At 68.4% G+C, this 19,575-nt stretch carries 18 protein-coding genes; 13 read left to right on the forward strand and 5 right to left on the reverse strand.

Annotation, left to right across the window (positions count from 1 at the left end):
* Positions 1-17 precede the first annotated feature (17 nt).
* The 3 genes from lolD to BO996_RS25505 all read right to left on the reverse strand — a co-directional run bounded on the left by lolD (position 18) and on the right by BO996_RS25505 (position 2,512).
* Positions 18-734, reverse strand: coding sequence for a lipoprotein-releasing ABC transporter ATP-binding protein LolD (gene lolD / locus BO996_RS25495; protein WP_013800885.1), 717 nt, complete (start codon positions 732-734; stop codon positions 18-20).
* On the reverse strand, positions 727-1,980 hold the full coding sequence (locus BO996_RS25500) for a lipoprotein-releasing ABC transporter permease subunit (RefSeq protein ID WP_063328596.1): 1,254 nt from the start codon (positions 1,978-1,980) through the stop codon (positions 727-729). The genes lolD and BO996_RS25500 overlap by 8 nt, the downstream gene beginning before the upstream one ends.
* A 61-nt stretch (positions 1,981-2,041) precedes the next feature.
* On the reverse strand, positions 2,042-2,512 hold the full coding sequence (locus tag BO996_RS25505) for a MarR family winged helix-turn-helix transcriptional regulator (protein WP_034396824.1): 471 nt from the start codon (positions 2,510-2,512) through the stop codon (positions 2,042-2,044).
* A gap of 179 nt (positions 2,513-2,691) precedes the next feature.
* On the opposite strand from BO996_RS25505, the gene BO996_RS25510 reads away from it, so the two are divergent.
* The 7 genes from BO996_RS25510 (at position 2,692) to BO996_RS25540 (ending at position 9,691) form a co-directional block, all read left to right on the forward strand.
* On the forward strand, positions 2,692-3,714 hold the full coding sequence (locus tag BO996_RS25510) for a tripartite tricarboxylate transporter substrate binding protein (protein WP_071956694.1): 1,023 nt from the start codon (positions 2,692-2,694) through the stop codon (positions 3,712-3,714).
* Positions 3,715-3,758: 44 nt separating this feature from the next.
* Positions 3,759-5,084, forward strand: a complete 1,326-nt coding sequence (locus BO996_RS25515; RefSeq protein WP_071957215.1) for a sulfatase family protein — start codon at positions 3,759-3,761, stop codon at positions 5,082-5,084.
* Positions 5,085-5,150: 66 nt separating this feature from the next.
* Positions 5,151-6,149: a phosphoglycerate mutase gene (locus BO996_RS25520; protein WP_071956695.1), complete on the forward strand. Its 999-nt coding sequence runs from the start codon at positions 5,151-5,153 to the stop codon at positions 6,147-6,149.
* 10 nt (positions 6,150-6,159) lie between these two features.
* Entirely contained in the window at positions 6,160-7,878 is a 1,719-nt protein-coding gene (gene recJ, locus BO996_RS25525; RefSeq protein WP_071956696.1) for a single-stranded-DNA-specific exonuclease RecJ, read from the forward strand.
* Between the two features lie 97 nt (positions 7,879-7,975).
* Positions 7,976-8,656, forward strand: a complete 681-nt coding sequence (locus BO996_RS25530; protein ID WP_065345781.1) for a CsgG/HfaB family protein — start codon at positions 7,976-7,978, stop codon at positions 8,654-8,656.
* Positions 8,653-9,027 carry a DUF4810 domain-containing protein gene (locus BO996_RS25535; protein ID WP_013800878.1) on the forward strand — a complete coding sequence of 125 codons (375 nt, stop codon included), beginning with the start codon at positions 8,653-8,655 and terminating at the stop codon, positions 9,025-9,027. Before BO996_RS25530 ends, BO996_RS25535 begins: the two co-directional genes overlap by 4 nt.
* A 1-nt stretch (position 9,028) precedes the next feature.
* Positions 9,029-9,691, forward strand: coding sequence for a DUF799 domain-containing protein (locus BO996_RS25540; protein WP_013800877.1), 663 nt, complete (start codon positions 9,029-9,031; stop codon positions 9,689-9,691).
* Positions 9,692-9,749: 58 nt separating this feature from the next.
* Here the strand turns inward: BO996_RS25540 and BO996_RS25545 are convergent, their stop codons facing one another.
* Complete coding sequence (locus BO996_RS25545; RefSeq protein WP_071956697.1) at positions 9,750-11,537, reverse strand: methyl-accepting chemotaxis protein; 1,788 nt, start codon at positions 11,535-11,537, stop codon at positions 9,750-9,752.
* Positions 11,538-11,749: 212 nt separating this feature from the next.
* On the opposite strand from BO996_RS25545, the gene BO996_RS25550 reads away from it, so the two are divergent.
* On the forward strand, positions 11,750-12,613 hold the full coding sequence (locus tag BO996_RS25550) for a 3',5'-nucleoside bisphosphate phosphatase (RefSeq protein ID WP_013800875.1): 864 nt from the start codon (positions 11,750-11,752) through the stop codon (positions 12,611-12,613).
* A gap of 25 nt (positions 12,614-12,638) precedes the next feature.
* Positions 12,639-13,283 carry an L-threonylcarbamoyladenylate synthase gene (locus BO996_RS25555; protein WP_012207210.1) on the forward strand — a complete coding sequence of 215 codons (645 nt, stop codon included), beginning with the start codon at positions 12,639-12,641 and terminating at the stop codon, positions 13,281-13,283.
* A 105-nt stretch (positions 13,284-13,388) separates the two neighbouring features.
* Here the strand turns inward: BO996_RS25555 and BO996_RS25560 are convergent, their stop codons facing one another.
* On the reverse strand, positions 13,389-14,750 hold the full coding sequence (locus tag BO996_RS25560; RefSeq protein WP_071956698.1) for a methyl-accepting chemotaxis protein: 1,362 nt from the start codon (positions 14,748-14,750) through the stop codon (positions 13,389-13,391).
* A 176-nt stretch (positions 14,751-14,926) separates the two neighbouring features.
* Between BO996_RS25560 and BO996_RS25565 the strand changes: the two genes are divergently transcribed.
* The 4 genes from BO996_RS25565 (at position 14,927) to BO996_RS25580 (ending at position 19,564) form a co-directional block, all read left to right on the forward strand.
* The gene (locus BO996_RS25565) at positions 14,927-15,604 is read left to right on the forward strand and encodes a site-2 protease family protein (protein WP_013800873.1); all 678 of its coding nucleotides are present in this window, start codon (positions 14,927-14,929) and stop codon (positions 15,602-15,604) included.
* Between the two features lie 75 nt (positions 15,605-15,679).
* A complete protein-coding gene (locus BO996_RS25570; RefSeq protein WP_071956699.1) occupies positions 15,680-16,972 on the forward strand; it encodes a tryptophan--tRNA ligase in 1,293 nt (430 codons plus the stop codon).
* Between the two features lie 94 nt (positions 16,973-17,066).
* Positions 17,067-17,780: a response regulator transcription factor gene (locus BO996_RS25575; protein ID WP_012207214.1), complete on the forward strand. Its 714-nt coding sequence runs from the start codon at positions 17,067-17,069 to the stop codon at positions 17,778-17,780.
* Positions 17,777-19,564: a FecR family protein gene (locus tag BO996_RS25580; protein ID WP_071956700.1), complete on the forward strand. Its 1,788-nt coding sequence runs from the start codon at positions 17,777-17,779 to the stop codon at positions 19,562-19,564. Before BO996_RS25575 ends, BO996_RS25580 begins: the two co-directional genes overlap by 4 nt.
* The last annotated feature ends 11 nt before the right edge of the window (positions 19,565-19,575 follow it).

Below are 19,575 nucleotides of genomic sequence, written 5' to 3' on the forward strand. Positions count from 1 at the left end.
AGACCCAGGCCTGCCGGTCAGGCCAATTGGCCCTGCACCAGGCGCACCATGCGGTCGCAGCGCGCCGCCAGCTGCTCATCGTGCGTGACCATCACAAAGGCCGTGCCATGGCTGCGCGCCAGCTCCAGCATCAGGCGGAACACGGTGTCGGCCGTGCTGCGGTCCAGGTTGCCGGTGGGCTCGTCGGCCAGCACGCAGGCCGGCTGGGTGACCAGTGCACGCGCAATGGCCACGCGCTGGCGCTCGCCCCCCGACAGTTCGGCCGGACGGTGCAGCATGCGTTCGCCCAGGCCCACGGCCGCCAGCATGCGTGCGGCGCGCTCCATGCACTCGGCCCTGTCGTCGCGGCGTATGCGCAGCGGCATGGCCACGTTGTCCTGGGCGCTGAATTCGGGCAGCAGATGGTGGAACTGGTAGATGAAGCCCAGGTGCCGGTTGCGCAGCGCGCCCTGCTTCTGGGCGCTGAGTTCATGCAGGGGCTCGCCCTTGAGGGTGACACTGCCGCTGGTGGGGGCGTCCAGCCCGCCCAGCAGGTGCAGCAGCGTGCTCTTGCCCGAGCCCGAGGCGCCGACAATGGCCAGCGTCTCGCCCGCACGCACCTGCAGATCGACACCTGCCAGCACCTGCACGTTGAGCCGTCCTTCGGCAAAGCGCTTGGTCAGGCCGCGCGCATCCAGGACCACGGCGCCCTGCTGGGACACTTCGAAACCGGGCATCACATTCACTTCATTCATAGCGCAGCGCCTCGGCGGGGTTCACGCGGCTGGCGCGCCAGCTGGGATAGATGGTGGCGACAAAGGCCAGGACCAGGGAGATCACGGCGATGGGCATGATGTCGCTGTACTGCGGATCGCTGGGCATCTTGCTGATCAGGTAGATGTCCTTGGGCAGGAAGTTGGCGTGCAGCAGGCGCTCGATGGCCGGTACGATGACATCGATGTTGAAGGCGATGCCCAGGCCCAGCAGCAGGCCCGCGAAGGTGCCGATGACGCCCACCATGGCGCCCTGCACCATGAAGATGCCCATGATGCTGGACGGCGAGGCGCCCAGCGTGCGCAGGATGGCGATGTCGGCGCGCTTGTCGGTCACCGTCATCACCAGCGTGGACACCAGGTTGAACGCAGCCACGGCGACGATGAGCGTGAGGATGATGAACATCATGCGTTTTTCCAGCTGCACGGCCGCGAACCAGGTGCGGTTCTGCTGGGTCCAGTCGCGGATCAGCAGGCGGTCGGTGATGGTGTGGGCCAGTTCCATGGCCACGCGCGGCGCCTCGTGCAGGTCCTTGAGCTTCAGGCGGATGCCAGTCGGCCCTTCCAGGCGGAACAGGCGCTGCGCGTCCTCGTAATGCATCATCACCAGGGCCGAGTCGTATTCGTAGTGGCCGGAGTCGAAGGTGCCGACCACATGCATCTGCTTGAGGCGCGGCACCACGCCGGCCGGCGTGACCTGGCCGCCCGGGGCGATCAGCGTGACCATGTCGCCCTGGCGCACGCCCAGCGAGCGCGCCAGCTCCACACCCAGCACCACGTTGAATTCGCCGGGCACCAGGCGCTTGAGCACCTCGGCATTGGTGGCGGCCACGTCGGTGACCTCGCCCTCGCGCGCCGGATCGATGCCGCGCACCAGGGTGCCCTTCATGTCCTCGCCACGCGCCAGCAGCGCCTGGGCCGCGACGAAGGGGGCGGCGCCCAGCACGTCGGGGTTGGCGCGCGCCTCGCGCATGGTGCGCTCCAGATCGGGCAGCGCCGCGCCCTGGGGCGCGAAGATCTCGATGTGCGAGACCACGCTGAGCATGCGGTCGCGCACTTCCTTCTGGAAGCCGTTCATCACGCTGAGCACGATGATCAGCGCCGCCACACCGAGGGCGATGCCCAGCATGGAGACGCCGGAGATGAACGAGATGAAGCCGTTGCGGCGCGTGGCGCGCCCCGCCCGGGTGTAGCGCCAGCCGACGGCCAGTTCGTAGGGAAATTGCATGGGCATGCATTGTGTCATCGCCCACAGGCCCTGCATGGCGGCAGGCTTTGCCGTCGGCGTGTCAGCGCCGGTGCCGTCCGCGGTCCACACGCGGCAGGGCGTCGTAGCGGCCCTCTGCTTCCAGCGTCAGCGCATGGCGCTGCAGCCTGGCCAGCAAGGTATCGAATTGTGCGAGTTCCTCGTCGCTGAGCACGGACACCAGGTCCAGATGGATCTGGGCCATACGCGGCAGGATCAGGCCATACATGCGCCGCCCCTCGGCCGTCAGCGACACGGCCACGCGGCGGCGGTCGCCGGGCATGGGGCTGCGCTGCACCCAGCCCTTTTCCTCCAGCCCGCTGAGGGCGCGCGAGGTGCGTGCGCGGTCCAGCTGCGCGCGTTCGGCCAGCTCCGACGACAGCAGGCCCTCGTTGGCAGCCACCGTGGCCATCACGCCCCACTCGCGGCGCGTGATGCCGAAATGCGCCTCGCACATGCGCATGGCCACGCCGCCCGCTGCACCGAAGTAGCGGTTGATGCGAAACAGCAGCATCTGCTGGATGGAGGTGGGAGCGGGACGGGTATTCACGGGGAACAGTTGATTAGATCAATTGCTGCGGGGACTTCTACAGTGGCCCCGTCCGGAAAGGAGACAACGGGAGCCACCGTCCGGAGCCGGCCTGGGGATTCTCGCAAAGCCCGGCGCCCCCGCAGCGCAGAAAGTTCGCCACCATGTTTTCCCTGTTCCAAGCCACCCATGCCACCCATGCCTTGCGCAGCCCGCTGCTGCGGGCCGGCCTGGCCCTTCTGCTGGGCCTGGGCTCCGGCGCTGGCGCCCGGGCCGATGCGGCCGCCGATGCCGCGGCCTGGCCCGCCAAACCCGTGCGCATCGTCGTCGCCTTCGCGCCCGCTGGCGCTGCCGACATTCTTGCGCGCAGCCTGGGCGAGGTACTGCAGCGTGAACTCAAACAGCCCTTCGTCGTGGACAACCGGCCCGGCGCGGGCGGCAACATCGGCACCGACAACGCGGCCAAGGCGCCCGGCGACGGCTACACGCTGCTGGTCGGCATCGACACGACCTTCACCGTCAATCCCTTCATCTACAAGAGCATGCCGTTCAAGGGCACGGACCTGCGTCCCGTGATGATGATCGCCTCGCAGGGAATGATGGTGGCCGTCAACCCACGCACAGGCCTCAGGACCCTGGACCAGTTCATCGCCCAGGGCAAGAGAAGCGGCCTGACGCTGGGCTCGGCCGGCTACGGCACGCCGGGCCATCTGGCCTCGGCCATCCTCACCCATGCCACGGGCGCCAAGGTCAGTCACGTGCCCTACAAGGGCAACGCCCCGGCCAGCACGGCCGTGCTGGCGGGCGAGGTGGACGGCGGCATCATCAGCTCCTCGGCCATGCTGGGCCAGGTGGCGGCCGGCAAGGTCGTGCCGCTGGCCGTGACCACGCGCCAGCGCAACCCGCTGGTGCCCGGCGTGCCCACCGTGGGCAAGCTGGGCCACAAGGACCTGGAGCAGGAAGTGCTGTTCGCCCTGTGGGTGCCTGCCGCCACGCCCGAGCCCCTGGTCGCAAGAATCCAGTCCGCGCTGGAAAAGGCCATGAAGGATCCGGCCCTGCGCGAGCGCATGCGCGCCAACGACCTGTTCTACGAAGGCCTGACCGGCCCGGCCGCCGCCGAACGCATACAGGCGCTGGCCGACCGCTACCGGACCGTGATCCAGTCCACCGGAATGAAGATGGAATGAGCGCCGCCGCTTCCCGCCCACGACCCTGCACAGAGCGCATTTCCATGTCCCGTCCCAATATCCTCTTCATCGTGGCCGACGACCTCGGCTATGCCGACCTCGGCTGCTACGGCGGCCGCGCGGCCGACTTCGGAGCGGTGTCCCCGGTGCTTGACCGCCTGGCCGCCGGCGGCCTCAGGCTCACCCAGGGCTATGCCAACTCGCCCGTGTGCTCTCCCACGCGCTTTGCCCTGGCCACGGCGCGCTACCAGTACCGCCTGCGCGGTGCGGCCGAGGAGCCCATCAACAGCAAGACACGCGGCACGCCGCTGGGCGAGAAGCTGGGCCTGCCGCCGGACATGCCCACCGTCGCCTCCATGCTCAGGGATGCGGGCTACCGCACGGCGCTGATCGGCAAATGGCACCTGGGCTACCCGCCGCACTTCGGCCCGCTGCGCTCGGGCTACGAGGAATACTTCGGCCCCATGTCGGGCGGCGTGGACTACTTCACCCACCTGAGCAGCTCGGGCCAGCACGACCTGTGGGTGGGCGAGGAGGAGCACCATGACGAGGGCTACCTGACCGACCTGCTGTCGCAGCGCAGCGTGGACTTCGTCCACCGCATGGCCCAAGGCGATGCGCCCTTCTTCCTGAGCCTGCACTACACGGCGCCGCACTGGCCCTGGGAAACGCGCGAGGACCGCAGCACGGCCGAGGCGCTGGGCGCAGGCATTGCCCACCTGGACGGCGGCAACATCCACCAGTACCGCCGCATGATCCACCACATGGACGAAGGCATAGGCTGGATCGTCGAGGCGTTGCGCGCCAACGGGCAGCTGGACAACACCCTCATCGTCTTCACCAGCGACAACGGCGGCGAACGCTTCTCCGACAACTGGCCCCTGGTCGGCGGCAAGATGGACCTGACCGAGGGCGGCATACGCGTGCCCTGGATTGCGCACTGGCCGGCCGTCATAGCGCCGGGCCGCAGCAGCCCCCAGCACTGCATGAGCATGGACTGGTCGGCCACGGTGCTGGATGCCGCCGGCGTGCAGGCGCCGGCCGGCCATGCGCTGGACGGCGTCTCCCTGCTGCCCGTGCTGCGGGCCGAAGATGCCGAATTCCCACGCACCCTGCACTGGCGCATGAAGCACCGCGGCCAACGTGCCCTGCGCGATGGCGACTGGAAGTACCTGCGCGTGGACGGCATCGACTACCTGTTCGACCTTGCCGCCGACGAGCGCGAGCGCGCCAACCAGGCAGTGCGCGCGCCCGAGCGTCTGGCCGCCATGCGCAGCGCCTGGGAAGACTGGAACCAGGGCATGCCGCCCATCCCCGAGGACGCCACGGTCAGCCTGATCTCTTCGGCCCGCGACATGCCCCAGCGCTGAACCGCGCTCCAAGGGGAAAAACGAAGGCGCCGGCACTGCGGCACCCCATGCCCGACAATAGCGGCCATGCTTTTGACCGCGCCCCTGGTGTCCTCCACCCAAGCCCCGCTGGAGGAAATGACCGAATGGATCATTCCCTATGCCGGCGGTCCGTCCTCGGATGCAGCGGATGACGCTGCCGTCGCGGCTGTCTGGGGCGGACTGGAGCTGCCCCATCTCCAATCCCTGCTGGCGCTGACGCAGCCCGCGCCCGCACAGACCGGCACGGAGATGGATTTTTCTCCCCCCCACGAACGCGCCCTGGCGCGCTCGCTGGGCCTGCCCGATGCGCCGGGCCGGATTGCCTGGGCCGCCTGGCAGGCCGGTGAGACGGCGCAGGCCTGCGCCTATATCACGCCCTGCCACTGGCACATAGGCGCAGACCAGGTCCACCAGAGCGATCCCGCCACCACACCTCTCAGCGATGAGGAATCCCGCCAGCTGCTGGCCCTGCTGGCGCCCTGGTTCGCTGACGACGGCATCGTGCTGGAGTACCAGCAGCCGCAGCGCTGGCTGGCGCGCGGTGCGCTGTTCGATGACCTGGCCACGGCCTCCATGGACCGCGTCATCGGCCGCGACGTGCGGCCCTGGCTGCCCGATGCGCAGCAGGCGCGCGCCCTGCACCGCCTGCAAAGCGAGGTGCAGATGCTGCTCTACACCCATGTCTTCAACGATGCCCGCGCCGCGCGCGGCCAAGTGCCCATCAACGCCTTCTGGGTCCACGGCGCCGGGCGCCTGCAGCCCGGCACGGCCACCGGCGCCAAGGCCGCCGTGCAATGCCTGGACGACCTTCACGCCGCAGCCCTGCAGGGCAACCCCGCTGCGTGGCGCGAGGCGTGGAAGGCGCTGGACGCCGGGCTCATCGCCCGCCTGCTGGAGCGCGTGCGCGCAGGCCACCCGCTCACGCTGACGCTGTGCGGCGAACGCCATGCCATCGCATGGAGCAGCCGCCCGCCGCGCTGGCTGGACAGGCTGACGGGCCTTTTCGGCCCCCGCGCCCTGCCCGACCTGGGCCGCATGCTCTGACACATTGCCCATGAAAATCATCCCCCGCGAGATCCCTGCGCAGCAGGCCTCGGCACTGCGCCAGGCCGGCGTCCACCCGCTGCTGGCCCAGCTCTACGCCGCACGCGGCGTGTGCTCCGCCGACGAACTGGACGACACGCCTGCACGCCTGCTGGCCCCCTCCGGCCTGCTGGGCATGGAGGCCGCCGTGCGGCTCCTGGCCGATGCCATAGAGCGCGGCCTGCGCCTGTGCATCGTGGCCGACTACGACTGCGACGGCGCCACCGCCTGCGCCGTGGGCTGGCGCGGCCTGCGCATGCTGGGCGCGACCGAGGTCAGCTACCTGGTGCCCGACCGCGTGGTGGACGGCTACGGCCTGACGCCGCCCATCGCACGCCGCGTCAAGGAAACCGGCGCCGAGGTGATGGTCACCGTGGACAACGGCATTGCCAGCGTCGAAGGCGTGGCCGAGGCCAAGACCCTGGGCCTGCAGGTGGTCGTCACCGACCACCACCTGCCCGGCAACCACCTGCCGCTGGCCGATGCCATCGTCAACCCCAACCAGCCCGGCTGCAGCTTCGAGAGCAAGTCCATGGCCGGCGTCGGCGTGATGTTCTACGTGCTGCTGGCCCTGCGCGCCGAGCTGCGCGCGCGCGGCCGCTTCGACAAGGCCAGCCAGCCCCGGCTGGAGGCCCTGCTGCCCCTGGTCGCCCTGGGCACGGTGGCCGACGTGGTGCGGCTGGACGCCAACAACCGCCGCCTGGTCGCCCTGGGCCTGAAGCAGATCCGCCGTGGCCAGATGCAGCCGGGCCTGCTGGCCCTGTTCGAAGCCGCTGGCCGCAAGGCCTTTGCGGCCACCACGTTCGACTTCGGCTTTGCCCTGGGCCCGCGCATCAATGCCGCAGGCCGGCTGTCCGACATGACCATCGGCATCGAGTGCCTGACCACGGACGATGCGGGCCGCGCCGCCAACCTGGCGCAGATGCTGGACGCCATCAACCGCGAACGCCGCGAACTGGAAGGCGGCATGCGCGAACAGGCCCTGCTCATGGCCGAAGGCCTGTGCGAGGACGGCATGACGCCGCCGGCCGCCATCAGCGTGTTCGACCCGGACTTCCACGAGGGCGTGGTCGGCATCGTGGCCTCGCGCATCAAGGACCGCATGCACCGGCCCAGCTTCGTCTTCGCCGCCAGCGGCGCGCCGGGGCACGAGCATGAACTCAAGGGCTCGGGCCGCTCCATTCCCGGCTTTCACCTGCGCGACGCGCTGGACCTCGTATCCAAGCGCCACCCCGGCCTGCTGCTGCGCTTTGGCGGCCACGCCATGGCGGCCGGCTGCACCATTGCCGAGGCCGGTTTCGCGGTGTTCGAAAAGGCCCTGGCCCAGGTGGCACAGGAATGGCTGGACGCGGCCACGCTGACGCGCCGCATAGAGACCGACGGACCGCTGGACCCGGATTTCCGCAAGCCCGAAATGGTCGAGCAGCTCAATCTCGCGGTCTGGGGCCAGGGCTTTGCCCCGCCCACCTTCAGCGAACAGCTGGAAGTGCTGTCACAGCGCCTGGTCGGTGAAAAGCACCTGAAACTGCAATTGCGCCATCAGGGCGAAACCGTGGACGGAATCTGGTTCGGCCATACCGACCCGCTGCCGCCATCGGCCTGCATTGCCTTTCGCATGGACATCAATGAATGGCGCGGAGAGCGCAAGGTGCAATTCCTGATCGAGGGAGTGCATTCGGACGCGTCCTAGAGACCCGAGGCGCCATTCACGGTGCCCCTCGGTTAATATCCCCGGTTTTTGCAACAAATTATTGCAAATTCATTCCAAGAAAACCGGGGAAATACTCATGACCTCTCGCCTGTGGCCTTGCACGGCCATTGCCATTACCCTGGCCGCCGGCCTTTCCGGCTGCTCCACCACCGAGCAATCGCGCACGCTTGAAACGGCGAAGCCCGCTTCTGCATCCAGCGCCTATCAAGGCCCGCGCAGCCCCATTTCCGTGGGCAAATTCGACAACCGCTCCAGCTTTCAGCGCGGTATTTTCTCGGACGGCGTCGATCGTCTCGGTGGCCAGGCCAGAACCATCTTGGTAACCCACCTGCAGCAAAGCGGCCGATTCAGCGTGCTGGACCGCGACAACATGTCCGAGACCCGCCAGGAGGCAGGTTTCAACAGGCAGGAGCAAGCGATCAAGGGCGCCACCTATGTCGTGACCGGCGACGTGAGCGAGTTCGGCCGCAAGGTGGTCGGGGACCGCCAGTTCTTCGGCGTGCTCGGCCGTGGCAAGGAGCAGGTGGCCTATGCCAAGGTCAGCCTGAACATCGTCCGGGTGCAGACCTCCGAAGTCGTCTATTCGGTGCAGGGTGCCGGCGAATACAGCCTGTCGAACCGCGAAATCGTGGGATTCGGCAGCACGGCCGGCTATGACTCCACGCTCAACGGCAAGGTACTGGATCTGGCCATCCGCGAAGCCGTGGACAAGCTGGCGGCCGGCATTGACAGCGGCGCATGGAAGCCCGCGCAATGAAGCGCCCCATCCATTCGGCAGCGGCCCTGGCCGCGCTGGCCATCTGCGCCACTTTGGCCGGCTGCGCTGCGCCGCGCCAGCCGCTGTATGCCTGGAATGACTACCAGCCCCAGGTCTACCAATACCTCAAGGATGACGGCAGTACCGGCGCAGAGGACCAATTGCTCAAGCTGGAAGAAGCCCGCATGAAGGTCCAGGCCGAGGGAAAGGCGCTGCCGCCCGGCTACCGCGCCCATATGGCCATGCTCTATTCCCGGACCGGCAACAACGAAAAGACGGTGGAGCAATTGGCCGAGGAAAAACAGCATTTCCCCGAGTCCGCCACCTTCATGGACACGCTGCTGCAAACCTTCACGGCCCGCAAGAATTGACATGCGCCTGACCGATCACATCAAGACCCTGGCTCTTGCCATGACCGTGGCGCTGACCGGGTGCGCCACCACCGCGCCCTATGACTATTCGGCGCTGCGGGCATCCAAGCCTGCCTCCATCCTGGTCATGCCTGCGCTGAACCAGTCCCCGGAAGTGAATGCACCGGCGGGCGTGCTGTCCCAGATCACGCTGCCGCTGGCCGAGGCCGGCTACTACGTTCTGCCCGTGGCGGTCACCGAGGAAATGTTCCGCCAGAACGGCATCGTCAGCGCCGACGACGCCCAGGAACTGCCCGTGGCCAAGCTCCGTGAAATCTTTGGCGCCGATGCGGCCCTGTACCTGAACATCCGCAACTACGGCACCAGCTATGCGGTGATCAGCAGCGCCTCGGTGGTCACGCTGGAGGCCAGGCTGGTGGACCTGCGCACCGGCACCCAGCTGTGGGATGGCAGTGCCACGGCCTCCAGCGCCGAAGGACAAAGCTCAGGCGGCGGACTGGTCGGCATCCTGGTGACGGCACTGCTCAACCAGATCCTGGACACCATGAACGACCGCAGCGTGCAGATCGCCTCCATCGCCAACCAGCGCCTGCTGTCGCCCATGGCGCAGCGCGGACTGCTGCCAGGCCCGCGCTCGCCCGACTACGGCAAGCCGCGCAACTGACGAAGGCCTGCAGGCCGGCGCTGACTTGCACGCCGGCCTGCATCCCCGCTCCTCCCGCTCAGAAGGTCTCCCAGTCGTCGTCCGCCCCGGCCTTGGCCGCTGTCCTGGCGGGGGCCTTCGCCACGGGCTGCTGGATCTTCTGGGGCGCCGGTGCATTGCGCACGGCCGTCGCTGGACGGACGGGTGCCGCAGGCGCAGGGCGCGCCGCAGCAGTTGCACCGGTTGCACCGATAGATGCCGGCCGGCGTGCCGCTGCGGTGGCCGGCACGTGTGCCCTGGCCGGCGCCAGTGCGCTGCCCTCCTGCCCCAGCTTGAACACCGCCACCACCTCGGACAGGCGCCGCGCCTGGTCCTGCATGGCCAGCGCAGCCGCGCTGGATTCCTCGACCAGGGCCGCGTTCTGCTGGGTCATCTGGTCGAGCTGGGTCACGGCCTGGTTGACCTGGCCGATGCCGTCGCGCTGCTCGGTGGACGAGGCCGTGATCTCGCCGATGAGGTCGCTGACTCGGCGCACGCTGGAGACGATTTCCTCCATGGAACGCCCCGCCTGCTCCACCTGCTTGGAGCCCGACTGCACGTTGTCCACGCTGGTGGTGATCAGCAGCTTGATTTCCTTGGCGGCCTCGGCGCTGCGCTGGGCCAGTGAGCGCACCTCGCCCGCCACCACGGCAAAGCCCCGGCCCTGCTCGCCTGCGCGGGCCGCTTCCACGGCCGCGTTCAGCGCAAGAATGTTGGTCTGGAAGGCAATGCCGTCGATCACGCCGATGATGTCGGCGATCTTGCGGCTGCTGTCCGTGATCTGCTGCATGCTGGTGACCACCTGGGCCACCACGGCACCGCCCTGCTCGGCCGCCTGCGCGGCCGTGGCCGCCAGCTGGTTGGCCTGGCGCGCCGTGTCGGCCGACTGGGTGACGGTGGCCGTCAGCTCTTCCATGCTGGCCGCAGTCTCCTCCAGGTTGGCCGCTGTCTGCTCGGTGCGCGAGGACAGATCCTGGTTGCCGCTGGCGATCTGGTTGGAGGCCGTGGACACGGACTCCACGCCAGAGCGCACTTCGCCCACCACGCCGCGCAGCCGCTGCGCCATGCCGTTGAGTGCGCCCAGCAGATGGCCCAGCTCATCGCCCCGGTTGCTTTGCACCGAGCCCGTGAGGTCGCCTGCGGCAATGCCGTCGGCCAGGGCCACGGCCTGGTCCAGCGGCCGCGTGATCGACCGCATGATGGCCACCCCCATGAACAGGCCCAGGGCCACGATGACCGCACTGGCCAGCGCACCGATCCAGTACGCCTGGCGCCGATGGGCCACGCCTTCCTCGCGCCCCAGTTCGCTTTGGCGCTCCAGTTGCTGCACGAAGGCTTCCTGCGCGCTGTTGTAGCGCTCGGCGGCCGGGCGCAGCTGCTTTTCGACGATGTCGAACGTGGTGGCGAAATCGTTGGCCTTGCGCGCCTCCTGTGCCGCCGAGTTGGCCTTGAGCGTCTCGCGGCGCTCGGCCGCCACGGCGTCCAGCGCCTGCTTGGACTGCGTGCCCAGCTGCAGGTCGCCCACCTGCTTTTGCAGCACGTTGATGCGCTCTATGCCCTTGCTCATCAACGCGCGCTGCTGCGCTGCCAGCGTCTCGTCGGGCGACATGGCCGCGACGATGGAGCGCTCCACGCTCATCTGCGTCAGATGCCGCCACTCGCGCGCCAGCGTGGCGCCGCTTTGTGCGGTCATCACATCGGTGTTGATCTTCTCGTTGACCCCATGCAGATAGACCAGGATGCCGCCGTTGACCACCAGCATGCTCACCAGCAGTCCCAGCACCAGGGCCCACAGCTTCTGGGCGACCGTGATTTGATTCAGATTCATGGAAAAACCGATCTTTTTTATAACAATGCCGGAGCCAGGCCATGGCGCCCCTGCCGCCCATCGCTCCGGAAACCATTCTTGTCCACCCTTGACGGCGCCTGGCTGATCATCGTCATGCATCCGTCACTATTGAGCCCTGTTAACCCGCACTCAGGGAAGTCCCCCAGCCGCACTGCCCGGCTCGGAAAAGCACCGACACCTACAATGGACCGGTGCCCAAGTCCTATCTGAACGCCGATCTGCATAGCCACTCCGTGGTCTCGGATGGAACGCTGACGCCGGAGCAACTGGCCGAACGCGCCGCCTCCCGGGGCGTGCAGCTGTGGGCGCTGACCGACCATGACGAAGTCGGCGGCCAGCACCGCGCCGCCGCCGCCGCGCGCGCCTGCGGCATGGACTACCTGACGGGCGCCGAGATCTCGGTGAGCTTTGCAGGTGCCACCGTGCACATCGTGGGACTGGGCTTTGACGCGGACGACCCCGCCCTGCTCGAAGGGCTGCACGCCACGCGCGACGGGCGCGGCCCACGCGCCCGCGAGATGGCCCGCCAGCTGGAGCTGGCCGGCATCGAAGGCAGCTACGAAGGCGCGCTGCGCTTCGCCGGCAATCCCGGCCTGATCTCACGCACCCATTTCGCACGCTTTCTCGTGGAATCCGGCCGCTGCCGCGACACGGGCGAGGTGTTCCGCCATTACCTGACCGAAGGCCATCCCGGCTACGTGCCCCACACCTGGGCCCGCCTGGCCGATGCCGTGCGCTGGATCACGCAGGCCGGCGGTGTGGCGGTGATCGCCCATCCGGCCCGCTACGCGCTCACCGCCAACGAGGAATACGCGCTGTTTTCCGAGTTCAAGGCCCATGGCGGCCAAGGCGTCGAGGTCGTCACCGGCAGCCACCGGCCCAGCGAATACACCATCTATGCCGACATGGCGCGCGAATTCGGCCTGGCCGCATCGCGCGGCAGCGACTTCCACAGCCCTGAGGAATCGCACACCGATCTGGGCGACCTGCCCTACCTGCCGGGCCAGCTGACGCCGGTATGGGAACTGCTGAGCGAGCGCATACAGCTGGCCTGAGCTCCTCCCGCCAACAACGCACACCATGGTCCTACGCTTCGAAGCCCACCCCGACAATCCCCAGCCCCGTCTCATCAAGCAGGCCGCCGACATGCTGCGCCAGGGCGCCATCCTGGCCATTCCCACGGATTCCAGCTACGCGCTGGTCTGCCATCTGGACGACCGCCCTGCGGTGGAGCGGCTTCGCCGCATCCGGCAGATCAACGACAAGCACCACCTCACGCTGCTGTGCCGCGACCTGTCGGAGCTGTCCAGCTATGCGCGCGTGGACAACCGCCAGTACCGCCTGCTCAAGCTGGCCACGCCGGGGCCGTATACCTTCATCCTGGAAGCCTCCAAGGAAGTGCCCAAGCGCCTGAGCCATCCGTCGCGCAAGACCATCGGCCTGCGCGTGCCGGACCGCAAGGGCACGCAGCTGCTGCTGGAGCAACTGGGCGAGCCGCTGATCGCCACCACGCTGATCCCGCCGGGCGAGACCGAGGCCCTGCACGACGCGGACGCCATCCTGGAGCGCTTTCCCCACGAGCTTGACGCCATCGTCGATGCAGGCGCCTGCCCTTCGGAGCCGACCACCGTGATCGACCTGGTTCCCATGGCCCTGGGCAATCCGCCGACCGTGGTGCGCCAGGGACGGGGCAGCCTGGACGCACTGGGCCTTGAGATGGCCTGACGAAGATGGCCCGAGCAGGGGCCATGCTCCGCACCGCATGAAAGACAAACGCCGGGCAAGCCCGGCGTTTGTGTTGTGAAGGGTCGCTGACGAGAAAGATGCAGATCAGTGCTGCGCCAATTCCAGCGACTGCAGCGACCGGGCCGCAGGAGTCGGCGCACGCTGCGGCAGCCTTGGCGAACTTGGCGACCTTGGCGAACTTACTGTGGGCGCCACGGCAACGGACGGGGCCAGCGCGGGCCTGGCCTGCGCTGCCGAGAACCCCGCGCCCGCCGCAGACTCGGGCTCGTCATCGAGCTTGAAGGCGCCCACCGCCTGCTCCAGATCCTGGGCGCGCTCGCTCAACGCCGAGGCCGCGCGCGAGGCCTGCTGCACCAGGGCTGCGTTCTCCTGGGTCGCGCTGTCCATGTGGCCCACGGCGGCGTTGACCTGGGCAATGCCCTCGCTTTGCTCGCGCAGCGCCTGCGACATTTCGCCCAGCAGGCCCGAGACCTGGCCCACGGCGCCCACGATTTCCTGCATGGTGGCGCCCGCCTGGTTGACCAGGCCGGCTCCGCTTTCCACCTGGCGCACGCTGGTGGTGATCAGTTCCTTGATCTGCTTGGCGGCCTCGGCCGAGCGCCCGGCCAGGCTGCGCACCTCGCTGGCCACGACGGCAAAGCCCCGGCCCTGCTCGCCCGCACGCGCCGCCTCCACGGCCGCATTGAGCGCCAGGATATTGGTCTGGAAGGCGATGCCTTCGATGACCTGGATGATGTCCACGATCTTGCGCGAGCTGCCGCTGATGGCCTCCATGGTCTGCACCACCTCGCTCACCACGGCCCCGCCGCGCTTGGCGGTGGACGAGGCATCGACGGCCAGCCCGCTGGCCGAATGCGCGCGGTCGGCGTTCTGGCGCACGGTGGCGGTGAGCTGCTCCATGCTGGCCGCCGTCTGGGCCAGCGCCGAGACCTGGGCCTCGGTGCGGCGCGACAGGTCGGAGTTGCCGGCGTCGATCTCGCCGGCCGACAGGCCGATGGAATCCGTGGACTGCTTGATGCGGCCGACCAGCTCGGTCAGCGTGTCCTCCATGGTGCCCAGCGCGCCCAGCAGGCGGCCGAAGTCGCCCTGCAGCTCGGTCGAAAACTCCTGGCTCAAATCACCGGCCGCCACGGTCTCGGCAATCAGGATGGCCTGGCCCAGCGGCTGCACGATTCCCCGCCGCAGGCTGAACCAGGCCACCAGGGCCAGCACGCAAACGGCAGCCCCCAGCCCCAGCACCCACCAGCGCGTATGCACCAGCGCCTGCTCGGCCACCGTGGTCGCTCCCCCGGCCGCCAGCGCCTGTTCGGCCTGCCCCAGTGAAAACACCGTGACCGCCATCATCGTGAAGACCAGCAGATTGATACCGCCGAACGCAATCACCAGCCGCCAGCCTATCGGCAGCCTGCCCAAGCCCAGTACGCCCACGTGCCACCTCTTGTACATATGGCCCGAGGGCCTTGGTGAAAAACCTGTTGAGGGAATCATCTCATCGGTGTTTCATTTTGCAACACAGAATGGGGCATTGCCAATCTGCGGGAAACCACCATATCCACGCGGCCAGAGCGCAGCGCACGGGCTCTGGCGGCTGCCAGCGGCAAGGGTGGCCAGCGTCTGAGACAATGCCCGCCGTGGACATATCCAACCTCATCCAGACCGTACTCATCTATGCCCTGCCCGTGCTCTTCGCGATCACGGTGCACGAGGCAGCCCATGGCTATGCCGCGCGCCACTTCGGCGACAACACGGCCGCCATGATGGGACGCATCACGCTCAACCCCATCAAGCACATCGATCCCATCGGCACCATCCTGATGCCGCTGCTGCTGTACTTCGCCACCTCGGGCGCCTTTCTGTTCGGCTACGCCAAGCCCGTGCCCGTGCGCTTCGACCAGTTGCGCAACCCAAAGCGCGACATGATCTGGGTGGCCCTGGCAGGCCCGGCCTCCAATTTCGTGCAGGCCCTGCTGTGGGGCGTGCTGCTGGTGGTTCTGGTGGGATCGGGCGTGGGCGAGCGCTTCTTCATAGAAATGTGCCGCGCCGGCATCCTGGTCAATCTGGTGATGTGGGCCTTCAACCTGTTTCCGCTGCCGCCGCTGGACGGTGGCCGCATCCTGGTCGGCCTGCTGCCCTGGCGTCAGGCGCAGTGGGTGGCGCGCATCGAGCCCTGGGGCTTTTTCATCGTCATGGGCCTGGTCATCGCCGGCGTGGTCGGCAGCCTGTGGCTGCGTCCGCTGATGGACCTGGGCTACGCCGTGATCGACTTCGCGCTGACCCCGCTGATCGCGCTGCTGCGCTGAACGCGCTGCAGAACGGTCCACCGGCTGTCTCTGCGGCTCCCTGTTTTTCTTTCTTGCCTGTCGAAGCCTCCCGTCATGAGCACCATCCGTTTCCTCACCGGCATCACTCCCAGCGGAACCCCGCACCTCGGCAACTATGCCGGCATGCTGCGCCCGGCCATCGCGGCCAGCCGCTCGCGCGAGGTCGAGAACTTCTACTTCCTGGCCGACTACCACGCCCTGATCAAATGCCAGGACCCGGCACGCGTGCAGCGCTCCACCATCGAGATCGCGGCCAGCTGGCTGGCAGCCGGGCTGGACCCCGAGCATGTGACCTTCTACCGCCAGTCCGACATTCCCGAGATCCCCGAGCTGTGCTGGCTGCTGACCTGCGTGACCGGCAAGGGCCTGCTCAACCGTGCCCACGCCTACAAGGCGGCCGTGGACAAGAACCACGCGGACGGCACCGAGACCGATGACGGCGTGACCGCCGGCCTGTTCATGTACCCCGTGCTCATGGCGGCCGACATCCTGGCCTTCAATGCGCACAAGGTGCCTGTGGGCCGCGACCAGGTCCAGCACATCGAGATGACTCGCGACATGGCCTCCAGCTTCAACCACATCTACGGCGGCGAGTTCTTCACGCTGCCTGAGGCGCAGGTCGAGGAGAACGTGGCCACGCTGCCCGGCCTGGATGGCCGCAAGATGAGCAAGAGCTACAACAACACCATCCCGCTGTTCTCCTCGCGCGAGCAGCTGCGCAAGCTCATCGGCAGCATCACCACCGACTCGCGCACGCCCGGCGAGCCCAAGGAAGTCGAGGGCTCTGCCCTGTTCCAGATCTACCAGGGCTTTGCCAGCGAAGAGGAAACCGAGGCGCTGCGCCGCCAGTACGCCGAAGGCATTGCCTGGGGCGACGCCAAGCAGCAACTGTTCGAGCGCATCGACCGCGAGCTGGCGCCCATGCGCGAGCGCTACGAGCACCTGGTGGCCCACCCTGCCGAGCTGGAGGACATCCTGCAGGCCGGCGCCGCCAAGGCCCGCCGCGAGACCCTGCCCCTGATCCGCGAACTGCGCTCGGCCGTCGGCCTGCGCAGCCTGGCACAGGCGCCCGTGGCCGCCAAGGCCAAGGCCGCCAGGCAAGCCCTGCCCCAGTTCAAGCAATACCGCGAAGCCGACGGCAAGTTCTACTTCAAACTCGTCGCCGCCGACGGCCAGCTGCTGCTGCAAAGCCTGGGCTTCGACGCCCCCAAGGAAGCCGGCCAGGCCATTGGCCAGCTGCAAAGGGAAGGCGAGGCGGCCCTGTCCGCACTGCAGCCCCGGCTGCAGCCCGCAGACCCCCAGTTGGTGCTGGCCGCCCTGCAGCAACTGCGCGATGCCGCAGAGTAAGGGTAAGCTTCGCTTTAGAAACCGCCTATTTGCGGGCAGTCCTGCCCGCGGGCTCGGCGCCGGGATTGCGGCGCGTGCGTGAAAGGACATTTGGATGCGTATAGCTGCTCTGGACGATGATCCGCTGCAACTGGAGATGCTGCGTCAGGTCGCGCTGGAGACGGGCCACAGCTGCCACACCTACCAGACGGGCTCGGCCCTGCAACTGGAGCTTCGCCGCGAGAGCTTCGACCTGCTGATCGTGGACTGGCACCTCCCGGACATGGAAGGAACGGACCTGGTGCGATGGGCGCGTGGCCATGTCAGCCGCGAGCTGCCCATCCTCATCATCACCCACCGCAGCGAAGAGGCCGACATCGTCGAGGGCCTGTCCTGCGGCGCCGACGACTTCATGGTCAAGCCCGTGCGCCATGCCGAGCTGCGCGCGCGCATGGCCGCCCTGTTGCGCCGCGCCTATCCGGTGAACACGCAAAGCGTGCTGGAGTTCGGCCCCTACCGTTTCCTCACCACCACCAACAGCCTGGAAATGCACGGCCAGCCCATCGAGGTGACGCACCGCGAGTACACGCTGGCCCTGACCCTGTTCCAGAACCAGGGCCGGCTGCTGTCGCGCGAGCACCTGCGCGAAGCCGTGTGGGGACACAACGCCGAAGTGCAGTCGCGCTCGCTGGACACACATATCTCGCGCCTGCGCGCCCTGCTGAACCTGCGCGCTGGACAGCCCTACGCCATCAGTGCCGTGTACGGCTATGGCTATCGCCTCGATGTGCCCGACGCAGCGCTGCAGGCGCTGCAGCAGGCATCATGACCGTACACATGCCTGCCGCCCTGGGCAGGCCCGTATCGCGGGCCTGCATGCTGGCCGCTCTCGGCCTGCTCGGCCTGGGCGGCGCACAGGCCCAGATCAAACCCGTGGGCCGCAACGGCGACACGATGGCACACCGGGTCGTCGCCGGCGACACGCTGGAGCAGTTGGCGGCCCGCTACCTGGGCGATGCCCGCCAGTGGACCGCCCTGCAGCAGCACAACGGCGTGGCCAATCCCTACCGCCTGCGGCCCGGCTCCGTGCTGGAGATTCCCGTGCGCCTGCTGCGGGCAGCTGTCGCCTCCGTGGAATTCGTGCAGGGCGATGCGCGCAGCACGCGCCCGCTGGACCACCTGGCCGATACGCAGGGCGCCGCTGGAGACGATGGGGGCCAGCCCCTGCGCAAGGGACAGACGCTGCAGGAAGGCGAGCGCCTGCAGCTGGCCCCGGACGCATTCGTCGCCGTGCGCCTGGCCGATGGCTCCCTGGTGCGCGTGCAGTCGCAGTCCGATGTGGTGCTGCGCCAGATGCGCCGCAAGGGCCGTGCCGGCAGCCTGCAGTCCGTACTGGACCTGCGCGAGGGCGGCGTCGAGGCCTCGGTGCCGCCCGAACCCGGCAACGCACAGCGCCGCTTCGAGATCCGCACGCCCGCTGCATCGACCAGCGTGCGCGGCACCCGCTTCCTGGTCCAGGCCGATGCCGCCGGCAGCACGGCGGCCGCCGTCGATGAAGGCACCGTCGCCGTGGGCTCCGACGCCTCAAGCGCGAACACTGGCGATGCGCTGCTGCGCCCGGGCCAGGGCGTGGCCGTGGCCGCCAATGGCCGCGTGGGCGAGCCCCGCCCCATGCTGGGCGCGCCCGACATCACGGCGTGGCCCGCGCTGGCGGAAGACGCCAACTGGATCAGCCTGCCCCTGCCCGGCTTGCCGGGCGCCGTGCGCTACCAACTACAGCTGTCGCGCGATGCCGACATGACCCAGGTGCTGCGCAGCGCCAGCTTCCAGGCCACGGCATCGCCGCTTCGCCTGGCGGGCGTGGAGGACGGCGATTACGTGCTGTCCCTGCGCGGCATCGATGCCCAGGGCATTCCGGGCGCCGCCAGCCGCCGCGCCCTGCGCGTCAAGGCCCATCCCGTGCCGCCGCTGTATGAATCACCGCAGGCCGACGCCACCGTGGGCCTGGGCCGCGCCAGCCTGCAATGCACTCAGGTCGTGGGCGCCGCGCGCTACCGCATCCAGGTCGTCTCTGCCGATGTGCAGGCCGGCTTTGCCGAACCCGCCATCGATGCACGCGACCTGAGCGACTGCACACTGCCCGCCACCACGCTGGCCCGCCTGCCGGCCGGACGCTATCTCTGGCGTGCCGCCAGCATTCGCACGCTGGCCGATGGACAGCCCGACCAGGGCCCGTTTGCCGCAGCCCAGGCCATGCAACTGGCTGCCGTTCCTCCCCAGCCCTCGGCCAGCGCGCTGCAGATGGGCGACGGCCCGGCCGAAGGCAGCCGCCAGATCCGCTGGAGCGGCGAGCCCGGCCAGCGCTACCACGTCATGGTGGCTCGCGACCAGGAGTTCACCGCGCCGCTGGTGGACCTCTGGACCGACCAGCCGCAATGGAGCACCGAGGAGCTGCCCGCAGGCAGCTACTACCTGCGCCTGCAGATCGAGGATGCCAACGGCCTGCGCAGCGACTTCTCGGCCGCGCGCCAGTTCCGCACCGGCAGCTGGATCGTCGATGCCAGCGGCGAGATGATGCATTCGGGCAACGGAGAGCGCCTGCAGCGCCAGTAGCCGTGCCCGTT

Origin of the sequence: Delftia sp. HK171 (assembly GCF_001886655.1) — a bacterium.
GTDB lineage: Bacteria > Pseudomonadota > Gammaproteobacteria > Burkholderiales > Burkholderiaceae_C > Comamonas > Comamonas acidovorans.